The organism is Stenotrophomonas sp. STEN031, assembly GCF_056759975.1.
The window spans coordinates 40,726-55,151 of record NZ_JBRREA010000001.1 but is presented as its reverse complement, the minus strand read 5'-3'; the positions used below and the strand labels follow the sequence as shown (position 1 = coordinate 55,151).

13 protein-coding genes are annotated in these 14,426 nt (G+C 62.2%); all 13 read right to left on the bottom strand.

The features are described 5' to 3' along the window. Positions 1 to 68 precede the first annotated feature (68 nt). The 13 genes from ACVOLQ_RS00285 to ACVOLQ_RS00225 all read right to left on the bottom strand — a co-directional run bounded on the left by ACVOLQ_RS00285 (position 69) and on the right by ACVOLQ_RS00225 (position 14,364). Positions 69 to 866 carry a hypothetical protein gene (locus ACVOLQ_RS00285; protein WP_481526659.1) on the bottom strand — a complete coding sequence of 266 codons (798 nt, stop codon included), beginning with the start codon at positions 864 to 866 and terminating at the stop codon, positions 69 to 71. Between the two features lies 1 nt (position 867). After that, positions 868 to 2,688 carry a hypothetical protein gene (locus tag ACVOLQ_RS00280; protein ID WP_481526658.1) on the bottom strand — a complete coding sequence of 607 codons (1,821 nt, stop codon included), beginning with the start codon at positions 2,686 to 2,688 and terminating at the stop codon, positions 868 to 870. A 152-nt stretch (positions 2,689 to 2,840) separates the two neighbouring features. Beyond that, on the bottom strand, positions 2,841 to 3,200 hold the full coding sequence (locus ACVOLQ_RS00275) for a hypothetical protein (RefSeq protein ID WP_481526657.1): 360 nt from the start codon (positions 3,198 to 3,200) through the stop codon (positions 2,841 to 2,843). A gap of 2 nt (positions 3,201 to 3,202) precedes the next feature. Next, positions 3,203 to 4,066: a hypothetical protein gene (locus ACVOLQ_RS00270; RefSeq protein WP_481526656.1), complete on the bottom strand. Its 864-nt coding sequence runs from the start codon at positions 4,064 to 4,066 to the stop codon at positions 3,203 to 3,205. A gap of 178 nt (positions 4,067 to 4,244) precedes the next feature. Further along, entirely contained in the window at positions 4,245 to 5,747 is a 1,503-nt protein-coding gene (locus tag ACVOLQ_RS00265; protein WP_481526655.1) for a hypothetical protein, read from the bottom strand. Then, positions 5,744 to 10,765: a tape measure protein gene (locus tag ACVOLQ_RS00260; protein WP_481526654.1), complete on the bottom strand. Its 5,022-nt coding sequence runs from the start codon at positions 10,763 to 10,765 to the stop codon at positions 5,744 to 5,746. The genes ACVOLQ_RS00265 and ACVOLQ_RS00260 overlap by 4 nt, the downstream gene beginning before the upstream one ends. Next, entirely contained in the window at positions 10,762 to 11,037 is a 276-nt protein-coding gene (locus ACVOLQ_RS00255) for a DUF1799 domain-containing protein (protein WP_481526653.1), read from the bottom strand. Before ACVOLQ_RS00255 ends, ACVOLQ_RS00260 begins: the two co-directional genes overlap by 4 nt. Before the next feature lie 86 nt (positions 11,038 to 11,123). Beyond that, positions 11,124 to 11,483, bottom strand: a complete 360-nt coding sequence (locus tag ACVOLQ_RS00250; RefSeq protein WP_481526652.1) for a hypothetical protein — start codon at positions 11,481 to 11,483, stop codon at positions 11,124 to 11,126. 147 nt (positions 11,484 to 11,630) lie between these two features. Next, the gene (locus ACVOLQ_RS00245) at positions 11,631 to 12,608 is read right to left on the bottom strand and encodes a phage tail tube protein (RefSeq protein ID WP_481526651.1); all 978 of its coding nucleotides are present in this window, start codon (positions 12,606 to 12,608) and stop codon (positions 11,631 to 11,633) included. Between the two features lie 11 nt (positions 12,609 to 12,619). Then, entirely contained in the window at positions 12,620 to 12,808 is a 189-nt protein-coding gene (locus ACVOLQ_RS00240) for a hypothetical protein (RefSeq protein WP_481526650.1), read from the bottom strand. After that, the gene (locus tag ACVOLQ_RS00235; RefSeq protein WP_481526649.1) at positions 12,805 to 13,257 is read right to left on the bottom strand and encodes a phage tail terminator protein; all 453 of its coding nucleotides are present in this window, start codon (positions 13,255 to 13,257) and stop codon (positions 12,805 to 12,807) included. Before ACVOLQ_RS00235 ends, ACVOLQ_RS00240 begins: the two co-directional genes overlap by 4 nt. Further along, entirely contained in the window at positions 13,254 to 13,769 is a 516-nt protein-coding gene (locus tag ACVOLQ_RS00230; RefSeq protein WP_481526648.1) for a phage protein Gp36 family protein, read from the bottom strand. Before ACVOLQ_RS00230 ends, ACVOLQ_RS00235 begins: the two co-directional genes overlap by 4 nt. A 1-nt stretch (position 13,770) precedes the next feature. Beyond that, on the bottom strand, positions 13,771 to 14,364 hold the full coding sequence (locus ACVOLQ_RS00225) for a hypothetical protein (RefSeq protein WP_481526647.1): 594 nt from the start codon (positions 14,362 to 14,364) through the stop codon (positions 13,771 to 13,773). Positions 14,365 to 14,426 lie beyond the last annotated feature (62 nt).

Below are 14,426 nucleotides of genomic sequence, written 5' to 3'. Positions count from 1 at the left end.
CCGTCAGCTGAATTGAGAGGTCCGGATTCTACCCTTCGAATCCCGTTTGAGGCTCAGCCCCGCGAGGGTCAAACCGGGGGGACTTCTTCAAAGGTCCAGCCCTGTTCGAAGTGGTTCCCCCCGAGATGGCCAATTGCCCCCGCCATACCCCGCCCGTAAAGCGCCTGGCGGTGCAGCTCGTCCACGTTGATGGCCCCCTCCTGCCCCCAACGTACCAGCGCCGCAACCCGCCCGTCCCCGGCCGCGTGCATGACCAGACCATCCCAATCCAGCCCGCCGGCCAGGCCCGCACCCCACACCTCGGTTAGGTGTGAGGGGGTCAATGCCACCTTCAAACGCCGGTAGGACCGCCTTTGAACGGTGTTCAAACCGCCGCCCAGCGTGCGCGCAGACTCGCTGGGGTCCACCCGCTCCACGGTCCACGACGGCTCTGCATTCAACTCCACCGCCTGCATGGCTACCAGCTCGCCCACGTCGAAGCCTCCGGTGGCCACCTGCAGCTGCAGGCCCACCAGCGGTGCCGTGTCTGCAGGCAAGACGAACCAAGCAGCACGGCTGCCATCGACCAGTTGGACAGCCGCCTGGCTCGCCGCATTGCCGCCCAGAGTTTGTGCGTAGTCAGCGTCCCCAGCACGCTTGCCGGTCAGCGTCAGGAGTGTCCCAGCCGGGCAAGTGAGGCCCAAAGCCGCTACCACCCGGATCTCCGTCGCAGCAGCCCAATCCAGGCGCAGAGAAGCGGAGCCAGCTCCCCCGCTGATGCGGGCAACGCTGGCCGGCGCACCATCGATCAGGGCCGCCAGGTTGATGCCGGCAGCGCCGGAGACGCTGGGAACAATGCCGGCCGGCTGGCCGAATCCAATAAGCATTTCAGGCTCCCCAGAAGCGGATGTTGTGCCGGCCAGAAACCGGGTTTGTGATGACGCTGGTCACGATGACGTTCCGACCGCCAGCCAGGCCATAGCGGGGGTAAGAGATACGGCCAATCTGTCCCGGCCTGAATGCCAGCTCGGGCTGGCATGCGAGCAGCCCGGAATAGAAGTGGCGAGGAACCGCATACAGCGCAATTACCCGGTCCAGCTCGGCCTGTGCGTCCTCGCGCTTGTCGAAGCGTGACAGCACCGGCGCAGCCGCCTCGGCGCGGTTGTAACGAGGCGCAAGTGGTCCGCCCGCGTACACCTGCCCACGATATGCACCGACCAGCTGCTGGCGCTCTGAAGGCGGAAGCTGCTCCAAGTCGGTAATCATGTCGCCGCTGGCCAGCTGCGTTGCATTCGGCTGGTAAGCCATGCGCCGGCTCAGTCCCGGTGCCAGGTCGGGCTTCACGATCAGGTCGCCGGCCAGCACGCGCCAATCCAGATTGAATGCCAGGTCCACCTCGGGAACGCTGTCCGGGTCAATGAGCCGCGCCAGGCGTAGCACGCCATCACCATCCGGCCACCAATCCACGCAGTAGCTGGGCAGGATCTCCGCGAGCGCCTGGCGTGCTGTTGCTCCTTCGCCTGCGTAATAGCCGATGCCGGCGTAACCTGTGGCGCTGTCGATAGCCGCTGCATCATCCGCCGCCCAAGCGCTCTTGCGCACGCGCCGGAACACGTCGCGCAGAGCCTGCTGCAGGGTTGCTGGCTGCATGGTCGGCCCGATGCTGGAAACGTCCGCAATCACAGGACCAACCGGCTGAGCATCAAACGCCAACTGCTGCCCACCCGCTACGAGGGCGTAACCGTCGCCCGCCATGATCTCGGCACCACGGTCAAGAACACGCGCAACCGACGCCACAGCGGCATCGGAAACCCACCGCACGCTCCCATCGCTATTGACTGGAATGGTAGGCACAGAGCGAACAGCGCCGATGACAACAGGCTGCGGCTGCCATGCAATCTGATCGTTGATGCTTGGCAAGAAAACCGCCTGATGCAGCGCGTTGTCCAGATCGTCATGCGGATCACGCAGCACGATGCTCTTGCGGCCATCCCCTTCAATGTCGATACGCTCTACCACATACCGGCTAATTGGACTGGCACTGGCCAGCCCAGCACCCTGGGTAGCGAGCCGCAGCCTTACCGGGGCATCCCGTATGTCTCCAAGGGCAGCTGCGTCGAGCAGGCCCACTGCATCATCGATGCGCAGCGTTCCACTTCCTGCCCGACTACCGCTGTCCCATGGCCAGAAGCTGACGCTGGCAACTGCGTCCAGGCCATCACCGGCAACACAACCGATAAAAGGCTGATTTGGCGGGGCGTCATCGGTTGAGCTGATGTAGTGCTCAGCGCCCAGCCAAAGAGAATCGACAACCGCTGCGGCGACCTCCCATCCACCATGCAACACCGCATTGCTCGCACCTTGCCACTGCCCTGAATTGACGATGCAACGCAGACCGCGAGCCGTGGTGCCCTCCATGGATACTGCGAAGTGAAGCGCGTCCGAGAGGGATAGTCCTCGGCTGTGAACAAGTTCCGCCCCCCGATAGAACTCAACTGCCCGGCTGCCATCAAGCAGAACCCGCACACCAACAATCTCGCCCTTCTTCACCGATGGCAAACCGCTAGCAACGACATTTCCGCCTGCCACAACCTCGCCCGTGTGCAACCGCCAGCCTACGCCGCCGACACCACCGACCTCGACGTCTAGACTTGCAGAAGAAACGACGACGCCCAGGGTCGCCTTAACTGGGTCATCGCCCCAGAACATGACTTCACAACCGCGACTGCCAGTAGATTGAGCCACGTCACTTCGGGCCGCGTGAAGCAAGCTTGTTGGGCCAGTCGTAGTCAACGAAAGACCCCCATCCTCAACCGTAAGGCCAACGCCAATCGGCGCAGGCGCAAATCGCCCAAACACGGTCATGGCGTAGGCACCACGGTATGAATTGCCTTTGCACGCCATCTACCAGTCACATCGACAACAGCGACGATGTAGTTTGCGGGCGGAAGGCGTTGGAAAAAGTACGCGCCGGCAGAAATGATCGCTTCATCCAGAACGGCAGCATGCTGTTCGGACAGCAGAATGGCCCTGCAGTTTTCCGCACCGCCGCTGCCTATCTTGATGAAGCCCTGCACAACACCCGTGCCGTTCAATGACCATACGGGCAACGTCTGGCGCTTCCTGTGTGTACTGAAATTCTCTCTAAACCTTTGCCCCCAACTGCCCACGCGAAGATCAGGTTTGAACTGAGTATCAGGCTGCAGAGTCACAGAGATCATAGTTACTCCCAGAGCATCGCAAAGGCTGGGCCAGCTGTGCGGCCATTAAAGAAGGTGGGACCGCAGATGTAACGCCTGATGCGAGTCCCAACCATTGCTACATCGATGAAATCAACGCCACTAACCAACGTCTCCGGAAAAGCTGCCAAGCCAAAAACGGGGACCAGCGCCGGCAAAGGCATCCAAACCGGAAATAGCGGGACTTCGCCCCCAATCGTTACCCCGACACCCAGCGGGAACTGCACGACGTTTGCAGAGAAGCCGGAGATTACGCTCCCTCCGTTATTGAGTCGCATCGATTGTGCCTTTGGTACGTCAATGCCACACAAGACATAAACACCATCGCCGGTCGGGTAGCCATTCGGGTCGCAGCTTCTGCAGATAACGAAAGAACCGGAGGCCGGGTAAGACGCGCTAACGCTCCCCCCAACTCTGTTGACTACGCCAAAAAACCCCTCGGTATGACAGGAATACGATGAGACATTCGCTTTATCGTCGAAGTAGGGGGTTATGCTCGTCCTGCTCCCCACAATTCCTGTCAGGCTGCCCGTTGAAGTCACACCTGTGCCGATGGTTATCCAAAGGCCCAATGATGCGGACGAAGAAGGACCACTTCCGTATTCAACCTTCAGGAATATTGGACTGGCTGCTTGCAACTCGTCGTTAAAGCGCCAGATCTCGAACCCCACAACCGTGTTGGCCGATGGGGGCCGCAGCACCGTGGAAAAGTCGATAGCGCCGGTGGTGCTGACCTTCCCCAAACCACTCCCGGCAAGAAGCTCCGAGTAGTCTCTCGCCAAAGTCCTGAAAGTCGCATCGCTGTTATGAGTGCCCACATAGTTGTAGGTCGCTGTGAAGGTTGTCATGAAAGGTTCTCGCAGAGGTGATCATCAGCAGCCAAGTTGCTAAGCCGCTGGAGCTGAGATGAGAGGGTGATATCTGCCGATAGGTGCGATGGCTTTGTGTACGGAAGGCAGTCGCCGACCGCCGGGCCTCCCATGTTTCCAAACAGCAGAACAAAGTAGGCATTGACCGAGTTTCCAATCACGGGACAATCGCCCAGGTAAAGTCATCCAAGTTCGTTGGATAGTTTTGCCCGGTGCGAAGCATGACGCCCGCAAGTCTCGCGTAAGACGCTCCTGGCGGGGTTGTCGCTGTTACTGTCGATGGATGCCAGGCACCGCCTCGGCCATCGTTGACAACGTTACCGTCCCAGTTGTTTCCCACTTGCTGTCCTGCAGCGTTGTAGAACTTCACCCTGACATAGCCGGCGGTTCGGCCAACGTCGCTTGCCCCCTGATGACACATGCAACGCGCCTGAATCTTTGTGCCGGGTCCCACCGTGGCTTTGAACTGGTTGATCAGCTCGCTCGTTCCCCAGAACCCGGTATCGAGCTGCGCGGAGTAGCTGCTGTTATAGGGATGCTCGGTCGAGATGCTGATGCTTTGACCCTTGTCCCAGCCATAGTCGCCCTGCTCAAAGTTCGCATTCAGGAGGCCGTCCGAGAGGTTCAAGAGCGCGACCACCCGTTGAAGTCGAATAGTCACCAGCTGTTGAACGATCCGACCAATATCGTCGGTGACCATTACACGCCATGTTTGAGTTGACGAATATTCGGTGGTTCCTGCCGGCGCCGAAAATACCGGCTCAAACGCCGACGAGTCACTGATGAGAAAGTCATCTCCCCCAAAGCTATCGATGCGAATCCAGTCGCACACCACTGGCGCAACGCCGTTAACCTGCGCGGCGCGGATCTGTAGGGACGGTGCAATCGGGCTGGTGCCGTCATAGATAACCTGGCCATACGCTGGATTGGGCGTGACGGTGAGCGCATACGCCGAGCCACCACCTTCGGGCTGCTGAAACGTCATCCACCAGTTTGCGCCCTTGTCCGAAGTTGCTTGCCCCACAACGTCAGTCGCACCAGCCACCGTTGATGCCTTGTATGGCGCGCCAGTGATCGATTGAACCCAGCCCGGGAAGGTTAGTACATGATCGCCGCCGCTCTGGGTGACCTCGATTATGATGGTTTTCTCTTCGGGAACATGGGTATAGCTGACGTAGAAGACGTCTTGATCTAGCAAGAGAGTGAAACGTTGATACCGACAGTCAATGGTGATCGTGTTGTTACTGATCAGCAGGTCTTGAACTGGCGGATTGGTCGCGTAGGGATACTGAAAAACCGCCGCCGTGTAGCCCGAGTACTTGCCGTTGCGAACAGCTCGCACACGGAACCAGAAGCCAAAGACATCAGTCAGCGTCGCGGTGTAGTGGCGCTCTTCAGCGGTGCCGATCTGCTGCCACTCGCCGGCAGCGCCGGCAACGTCGGGCGCACGCTCGATGCGGTAGGTGATGCCACGGCCGCCTGGGTGATCCCACGTCAGCAGCACGCCATCGGCCACTGACTCAGCCTTCAGCGCCGAAGGCGAGGCCGGCGGCGGCGCGACATAGACAGCAGGAACCCAGCTGGCGGGAACCCGTTCGACGGGCGTTACCTCGGGCAGGCCTTCAACTCCTATATCGACCAGCAGCACCTTGCGGCTCACTTCTTGTTCTCCAACTGCTTCAGTTCATCCAGTACCTGCTGGCGTGCCAGGACCTTGTTCAGCTGGCCCAAGGTGTCCAGCAGCCTGTCATCGCCGGTCGTAGTCCGGGACGGGCCCGAGGTCGCGGGACCTTGGCCACCGGACTGGGTGCCCAAGGTCTTGTCTGCCAGGGCGTTGACCATTTCGGTGGCGATCAGCTTGGGCAGCTCATACATCACGTCCACCAGGTCGCCGATATCGGTTTGTTGCTGGGCCAGGTAGTCGTCCAGCTGGCCTTCGCTCAACCCAAGATCTGCCGCCAGGTCCTTGCCCGTCATGCCGGTGACGCTGCGCAGAATGTCCAGCGGGTTGGCACCGTTGACGCCGGCAAGGTCACTGACGCCCTGGGCGATACGCTGCGCCCGTTCCAAGCGCGCGGCAGCCTCCTGCTGCGCCTGCAGGGCCGAACGCTGGGCATACAGCTGCTCCAGGCTCGCGGCGTTGCCTTCCGCCCCGAACTGCTTGGCCATCTGCATAACGCGGTCATAGTCGGCCTGGTAGCCGGCAGCGCTGGCATTGAGCGAGCGACTGACCTCCAGGAACTGCTGCGCGTACTGGGTGAAGGCGTCAACGTCACCGGCCAAGGCGGCGGCGCTCATCAGATCATTGGCGGTAACGCGGCGCTGGGCGTCGGTGTCCGGGGACAGGGTGTCACTCATGCGCAGCGAGTTGATGAACGCCTCAATCTTGCTGGCAGTTCCCTCGGTTGCGCCGCCCAGCTGCTGGATTTGGTCATTCAGGCGGTTCAATGCCAGGTCGACCAACTCGCCCTGCAGAGCAGTCACCAGGGCATCGGTCTTCAGCTGCGCGGACTCGCGCACCTTGGCCAGGTCTTCCTCACGGGCTGACAGGCCGCCCAGCGCCTTGGCCTGCGCCTGCAGGGTACGGATACGCTCTGTCTCTTCCTGCCGGACCTGCATCAGGCTCTTGGCAAAGGAGCTGAAGCCGGCAGTGGCCACCTCCTGATATGCGGCTGCGGCGGTTTCGCCATAGCTGGACGCATTGGACATGACCCGTTGATATGCCTGGGTCAGCGTCTCGTCGGCCGTCTGCAGCTTCTCGATGAGGTCCGTTAGGCGCGTGAGGCCACCAACCGTCAGCAGGCCCGCACCATCGTTGAAGTCCGCAGCAGCCGCCAGCAGGAACTGAGCACCGTCATTAAGTTTGGCGGCGCTACTGCGCCACCGCTCGGCAATGGTGCTGGCGGTTTCATCGAGCTGGCCAACCTGGGCGATGATGTTCTCGGCCTGCAGGCGCTGCTGGAAGTCCTCGAAGGATTCGTTGAACGTGCGGCCAAGCACCGTGGACAGCTCGCTTTTTAGATTTCCCTTCGCGTCATAGACAGCTTTGAAGCTGCCCTGGATGATCTCGACGGATGCTAGGCCCAGCGCATCGGATGCATTGCGCGCGGTCTGCGCGATCATCTTGTAGAGCGCCTGGGCAGCTTCCTTGGACCCTTCGCTGGCCTCTATATCGACGGTTCTGCGCTTCTTACCGCGAAACAGGCTCTTCTGGCCTTCCTGGTAGGCATACGCAGACACGCTGCCACCATCCGCGCCGATGTCGATGGTCTGGCCTGTTTCCTTCGTCTTGTACTTGCTGCCGAACAGCTTGCCGCCGCTGATCTTGTCCACGGCGATGGCCGCCAGGGCAACCCAGCCGGCCACCGGAATCGCAGCCAGCGCGCTGCCACCGGCCAGTGCTGCGCTACCTGCCGCTGCAGCTGCGTAGCCGGCCGTGCCATAGGCAGCTGCGCCCAGCCCCTTGCCCACGGTGTCGCCGCCTTGCTGCCAGCCGTATAGCGCACCGAGCGCGGCGCTTCCCCACATGCCACCGGCACTGCCGAGCATTTTGGACGCGCCAGCCTTCGCACCGGTCATCAGGCCGGACAGCTTCCCGCCGCTGATCCAGTTGGCCACCTTGTAGAGCATGCCGGCATTGCCCCCGAGGCCACCCAGCAACGAACCGCCAGTGCCGCCGCCCAGGCCAGATCCAGCTCCCGCCATCTGCATCAAGGAATCGATGTTGTTGCCAAAGCCCATGGAAGCGCCTGCGCCGGCAGCGATGCCCGCGCCCCAGCTGCTCTGTGCCGCCATCGCGCCCGTACCTGTGAGGCCGCGTCCGCCTGTGACCAGGCCAGCGAGCTGCTGCAGCCAGTTGCCACCACTGGCGGCGCTGGTGATCTGGGTCTGGATCGGAATGACAATCTTCTGCTGCAGGAAGGTCCGCACCAGGTCGCCAACCAACTGCTTGGAAATGCTCTTCAGATCGCGCGCCAGGCCGCTGAAGTCCTTCAGACCGGACATGACGAAGTCGGTAAAGGCATCGGCAACACTGCTGACAGCATCACCCCAGACGCCAGCCCACTCTTCGGCATCGCGCGCGGACTGCTCCATGGCCACCGACATGGCAGCGCTGGCATCCGCAGCCGAAAGCATGGCCGCCTCATACTCGCGGTAACTCTTGGCCCCCATCTTGGTGGCCAACTGTTCTTTGCTGCCTGCCGCTTCAATCGCGGTGGCCAGCTCGCGGCGCATGTCCTGCTCGGCCTGCAGCTGGCGTCGGCTGATCTCACGCTGGATGCCCGTCTGCCGGAGAATGGTCAGCTCTCCGGTCATCGCATCGAGCAGCGCCTGCGGTGCGCCAATATCGCGGTCCAGCTCGGCCTGGCGCTTGGTCAACGCAACCTTGGACGCTTCAACCAGCGTCGTATACGACGCCTGGGTGATGTTGTGAGCCTTCAGCGCCTTGTCCAGCTCAGCAATGCGCTGCCGATTCTGCTCCTGGGCGAGCGCCAAGGGTCCCTGCTGCTCAGCCGTGGCCAGTGCAGCTTCGGCCGTGTAACGGGCTTGGGATTCTTTGGCGTGGTCAACGGCCTTGGTGTGCTGCGCCTGCGCACGGGTGGCGGCCGTGGCCGACTTCGCCAGCTTGTCATTTGCAAGCGTGGCCGCGATCTTCTGCTCGTTTAGCGCGCGCAGGGCCTGCGCGTCGGCGCTGGTAGGGTCAATGCCCGCATCGGCAAGCTGCTTGATGAAGCCGGCGCGCAAGGCTGCAGCCTTACCCTGGGTTGCTTCAATCATCTGCAGCTGCAGCTGGTTAACCTGCTGATTCAGACCGGCGGCCACCTTTTGCGAAGCCGTGGCCACCTCGTTGCCGGCACTAGCGGCGGCAGCAGCCACGTCCTTGAAGCTGGCGGCGTTCAGGGTGTTCGCAGCCGTTACATCACGGATGCTCGCGATGAAGCTGACAAACTGCGGCTTCGCCACCTCCAGAGAAGTGCGCTGCTTCACCTGTTCGTTAACCAGTGCCTCCAGCTTCTGGCGCTCTTCGTCGGTGGCGTCGGAGATGCCGGCCTTCTTCAGGATCAGGTCGGTACTGATATCGATGGCACGTTCATAACCAGTAGTGAGCGCATCCAGCTTGATTCGTGCCTGGTCGATCTCTCGGCTCTTCTCCTCTAGCTGCCGGTCATAGCCATCGGTCGGGAAGTCCTGCGCGACGGCGCGCATGCGGGCATCCCGCAGTTGCTGGTACTTGTCCGAAAGGGCCTCGACCTGGTCGGCGGTCTTCTGCATCTGATCGCGCTGTTCGTCCAGGCCGGCGAAGTCGGCGTTGGCAGTGGCCTCGCTGAACTTCTCCAGCTGATCGATAGCCGGCTGGAAGCCGATGCGGACAGATTCGGCCAGCTCCTTGGCCTTGGCTGAGCTGTTCATCGCCCAAGCAACAAACAACGAAAGGGCGGTAACGGCCAGCCCCACCGGGCCACCGAAAGCGGCCATTGCGCCGTTCAGAACCCGCATCGATGCTGCCTTAGCCGTCGCTGCGACGGAGGCCGCTTGCATCGCAGCGGAGCTGCGGGCGGTGGCTGCGGCCAGCTGCTGTTCGGCGATCACCAGGGAGCCAGCGGCACCCAACCCAGCACGAGCGGCCGAAAGGCGGGCTGCTGCGGCGGCTTCGGCCTGCCGTGCGGCCTCGACCTCGGCCAGCGCTGCCTGGCGCGTTGCGACGGCGCTGGCGATCTTCGCTGCCGTGGCACTGACTAGGCCGGCGACCAGCCGGCTGCCGAACGCGATGGCGACCACGCCCACGGCCTTGTCCAGGGCGGCCAGGTTGTCGGCCAAGAAGGAGATACCCTGCGCCAGCGCACCGGTTGCGCCGAACTCGGTCGATGCTTCGCCGACAAAGAGCGTGACGCTGTTGCGCAACTGCACCAGCGCCCGTTCTACGGTCAGCGGCATCTGTTCGAACTCGCGCTGGATGGCAGACGCTTGACCCTCCAAGGCCTGCACCATCCGTTCTACGCTCACCTGGCCATCATTCACATGCTGGCGCAGCTGCCCCATGCTGATGCCCATGCCGTCGGCCAGTGCTTGGGCCAGGCGCGGCGAATTTTCGATGATGGAGTTGAACTCTTCGGCGCGCAGGACACCGCCCGCAAGGGCTTGGGTCAGCTGTGTGATGGCGTTCTTCTGCGCATCGGCCGATGCGCCGGAGATGGCGAAGGTCTTGTTGATGGTTTCGGTGATGGCCAGGTTGCGGGCCTGGCTTACGCCGTATTCCTGCGTAGCCTTCGAAAGGCGTGTGTAGAGCGCCACGGTCGATTCCAGCGCAGTCGATGTGCGCTGGGAGATTGCGAACGTTTCGGCTTGGGACTTTGTGAACTCGGCCTGGCTGTTGGCTGCCAGTTTCAGCCGGCCAGTGATGTTCGTGTACTCATCGGCCAATGCGGTCGCGCTGCGCAGCGCCTGGGCACCTGCGGCGGCAGCGAAGAGTCGGGACACCATGCCGGCAGCGACGCCGGAGGACTTGCCGACGCGCTGCACCTGGTCATCTGCTTTACGCATGCCGTCGGCGATGGACTGGCTGGCGCGCTTGCCGCCCGCGCCCAGGGAGTCCATTTGGGCGTTGGCTTCTTTGACGCCAGGAGCCACGCCCTTAGCGTCGGTGGCTAACCGTAGAGTGACAGTCTTGTCGGTCATTGGGAGCGCTCTTTCAACTCTCTGGCTACCGCGTCGGTCATCACCCGGACGCCTTCGCTGACCTCGGGCCAGCACTCTGGGGGAATTGCCAGGAGGCGGCAGGTAGCCTCCATTTCAGTTGCCGAAATGCCGGCATAGACCGGCTTCAGTGCGCCCATCCAACTCGGTTGGCAACGTTGGAAGACTTTCACTGTTAGCCAGTTCTCTTCCAGCACCTCGGCAACGTGATCTGAATCGGACTCTTCGCCTGGTGGCGCGCCGCCGTCGCGCAAAAAACTCGCCGTGGTGGCGGTGGGGTCTGGGCGACGTTCCAGGTCATCCAGTTCCCCACCGCCAACACGGGAGCCCTTCCCAGTCGTTAGCGACCGCGCGACGGCCTGGAGTTTTTTACGCGCGAATCGCCCATGGCTTCGAAGTACGCCTGCAGGATGGCCGGCTGCAGGAAGCCGGACCACTGACCCTTCTTCACTTCGCCGATGGCAGCCTCGTTATCGAAGGCCTTGCCGTCTTCGTCGCCCAGGCCTTCGACCTTCTTCAACAGCTCTTCGATGTAGTCGGCATCCACCCAGCCACGGTCGGAGAACTCGGACAGCTCTTCCTTGCTCTTGACGAGCATCTGGGCGGTGATGGTCCCTTCATTGAAGCTGTTCGGGTTGTCGGTCGGCAGCTTCAACTTGACCGACAGGGTGATGAGGTTGGTTTTGTGCAGCTTGAGCATGGATGGTTCCTTTTCTGGGAAGGGATTGAGTGGTGCATGGCCATGTTCGTCGCGCGCGCGCGATCCTTGGGACTGACGCGCGTCAGTACTGCAACGAAAAAGCCCCGCGCTTGGCGGGGCTCTTCGATCACAACACGGTGGACGCCTTTACGGGTTGGCGTCGCCGAACTCGATATACAGCTCGTCACCACCTGCGGAGCTTGGTACACATGGGCCGGAAATCTCCCAGCCGTAGTCGCCATCAATGTCCACCTCATTGATGGTTTCGATCTGACCACGGATGCCCAGTTCGCTGTAGCGACCATCGGCCTCCTTCAAGCGCAGGCTGGCTTCGAAGGTGGCCGCATTCCGGCGGGCGGTCCACGGATCGAAGTCGCCCAGCGCCGTCTTGGCCATGCGCAGGCTGAAGGTGGGGGAGCGGTCGGTGATGCCCGTCTCCTTGTGACTGGTGTACTCCTTCGTCGCCTGCTGGTTGCCGATATCCACCGACAGCGACTTTGCCCAGACCAGCAGCTTCGCTCCGCCGTTGACGACCACGTTGGTTTCCGTGTTCTCAGCACGGGCCGGCGTCGGTACGGTGTCCGGCAGCGTGATCGTCGGCAGCGCGGCTTCCGACACGTCCTTGCAGTCACCCTGCACACGCACGTTGCCCTTGAAGCGATCACCGATGGTGATGGACAGGCCGGTCAGGTTGTGGCGTGCGCCCAGGATCTTCTTCTGCGTGCCGGCATGGAAGAAGTACGCCGTACTGGACTTGATGCCGTCGGAGATCGGGTTATAGCGGGTGGTCTTGGCCACCTCATCTTTCACCGAAGTCATGCCCGCCGGGAGCAGCAGGACTTCGCAGTCCGCGCTGCTGGTTGCCAGCGCGCCAGGGGTGGCTGGCGGATACAGTTCGAACTCGCCTTCGATGAAGCCGCGCTCATTGCTCACAGCAAAGGGCGTGCCGCCGAAGAACGGGCGGTCAATGGGGCGTTCCACTTTGTCCACCTCGGTGCCCGAGGTGCCGTTGAGCAACATGACGCCATTTGCCAGGGCGGTCGGGCCTGCATCGGTGCCAACGATGGCTTCGATCTTGGCGACCACGCCGCGCTTCTTGAATTGTTCCAGGTTGGGCTGGGCCATAGCAGGTTCCTTTAGTCAGCCGAGGGAGTGGGTGCCTTGCGGCTCTTGGGTGCTGCCTTGCCGTCAGCAGCATCGGCGGCAGGGGTGTCGGGCAGCACAGGTGCCGGAGACGGCACCGTTGCTGCGATGGATTCATCAACCAGGCGGCCGTCGATCACGCGCCAAGTGCCGTGGGTAGTCGGTGTGTGTGGCTTGTTCATTCGGGAGCCTTGTGGGACATGGTGTATTCACAGACAAAGATCATCTGGACTGCGTACCAGCCAGCCTTGTAGGACTCGGTACGTTCGCCCTGGAAAGTCAGTTCACTGAAAGCCGGGCCAGCAACCCAACCCAGCAGCGCATGGCGCACGTCTTTCTTGACCGTTCGCATCACCGATTCCGCGCCTGCGCCTGCCTTTTCGTTTGCAGAGCTTTGGACGAACAGCACAACTTGCAGGCTGACGCTCACGGGCTGCTGAATCGGTGGGCCGCTGTACTTGACCTTGCCGCCACGCTCTTCACTCAGAACGTAGGCCGCTGGGTTGTTGTTGGGCTGGCTATCCAGGGCGGCACGCAAACCCGCAGCACCTGAGACAATTTTCAGGCTCTTGGCGTGCTTCTGCAGGCGCGCGATTGCATCATCAACGGGAAACGGGCCGAGAAAGCTCATAGGCCCCTCAACGTGCGCCGGTCGAACATGCGCCGCCGGCTACTGACGCGGGTCGGGCCGCCTTGTTCATCGGTGACCGGAGCCGGCGCAAGCGGGTCATTGGCCCCCAGCGTGAGCTTGCCGATGGCGACCAGTTCCAGGGCATTGAGCGCGCTGCGGTAGTCCCGTTCGATGCGCCCGGAGTCTTGCGTGGTGTTGTCGCGCTGCGGATGCAGGTGGTAGCGCGCGATGGCCCGCGCCCAGACGGTCAGAATGCCGAACTGGGCCGGGTCCATCGGCACGGTGTAGCCACGCTGCACCAGACGTGCGTCCACCTCGGCGGTGGCCTGCACTGCGAAGCGCTCAATGCTGGCCACCGCTTCGACTGCCTCAGATACCTGGGAAGGTTCCCAGGTATCCGTGGAGCCTTGGGCGATCACCACGCCCAGGAGCGCTTCGTCTACCGTGTACAGCTCGGCCAGTTCCCGCAGCTTGCCGGAGCCTTCAGCAAGTTGTTTGGCCGTGACGTACACGTTACTTGCCGCCCTTCTTGCCGCCCTTGGCAGCATCGGCCTTGGCATCGGCAACGGCCTGATCCTTGGCCTTTGCGGCTTCAGCCGCAGCAGCGTCGGCGGCCTTCTCAGCTTCGGCATAAACAGCTGCGACAGCATCGGCCAGCTCGTCCTGTGCCTTCTTGGCAGCGACCGCTTCGGCGTCAGCAACGATGGCGCGCGCGTTGGCAACAGCATCGTCCAGCGCGAGCTGGGCAGCTGCAGCGGCCGCATCGGCGGCAACCTTCGCTTCCGCGTAGATGGCAGCGACAGCGTCGGCTCTGGTCTTCTCGGCATTCTCAGCCGCAGCGGCGTTGGCCGCATTGACCTGGTCGCGTGCTTCCTCCAATGCCTGGGAGTGAGCGGCTTCAGCCTTGGCTACCTGGGAATTAGCCAGTTGGGCTTCATCAAAGGTCACTTCGGAAACGGTGAGGTTGGGGTCGGACTTGAAGCGGCCGACCTGGTCATCTGTCAGTGCCGCCAGAGCGATGCCCAGGCCGGTCTTCTTCATCGCAAAGCCACAGCGGAAATAGGGCTCACGCTTGGCGACGATCCACAGAGCGTTCTGCTCCGACATACATGCTCCTTTGATATGGCCCGCCAGTGCGGGCCATACCGAGTGGGTCAGGTTGAGGTGGC

What these genes read in the sequence shown, in the direction of transcription:
- ACVOLQ_RS00235 (WP_481526649.1), bottom strand. Translation starts at nt 13,257, where the DNA reads ATGAGCTTTCTCGGCCCGTTTCCCGTTGATGATGCAATCGCGCGCCTG.
- ACVOLQ_RS00280 (WP_481526658.1), bottom strand. Translation starts at nt 2,688, where the DNA reads ATGTTCTGGGGCGATGACCCAGTTAAGGCGACCCTGGGCGTCGTCGTT.
- ACVOLQ_RS00275 (WP_481526657.1), bottom strand. Translation starts at nt 3,200, where the DNA reads ATGATCTCTGTGACTCTGCAGCCTGATACTCAGTTCAAACCTGATCTT.
- ACVOLQ_RS00270 (WP_481526656.1), bottom strand. Translation starts at nt 4,066, where the DNA reads ATGACAACCTTCACAGCGACCTACAACTATGTGGGCACTCATAACAGC.
- ACVOLQ_RS00225 (WP_481526647.1), bottom strand. Translation starts at nt 14,364, where the DNA reads ATGTCGGAGCAGAACGCTCTGTGGATCGTCGCCAAGCGTGAGCCCTAT.
- ACVOLQ_RS00285 (WP_481526659.1), bottom strand. Translation starts at nt 866, where the DNA reads ATGCTTATTGGATTCGGCCAGCCGGCCGGCATTGTTCCCAGCGTCTCC.
- ACVOLQ_RS00250 (WP_481526652.1), bottom strand. Translation starts at nt 11,483, where the DNA reads ATGCTCAAGCTGCACAAAACCAACCTCATCACCCTGTCGGTCAAGTTG.
- ACVOLQ_RS00240 (WP_481526650.1), bottom strand. Translation starts at nt 12,808, where the DNA reads ATGAACAAGCCACACACACCGACTACCCACGGCACTTGGCGCGTGATC.
- ACVOLQ_RS00245 (WP_481526651.1), bottom strand. Translation starts at nt 12,608, where the DNA reads ATGGCCCAGCCCAACCTGGAACAATTCAAGAAGCGCGGCGTGGTCGCC.
- ACVOLQ_RS00260 (WP_481526654.1), bottom strand. Translation starts at nt 10,765, where the DNA reads ATGACCGACAAGACTGTCACTCTACGGTTAGCCACCGACGCTAAGGGC.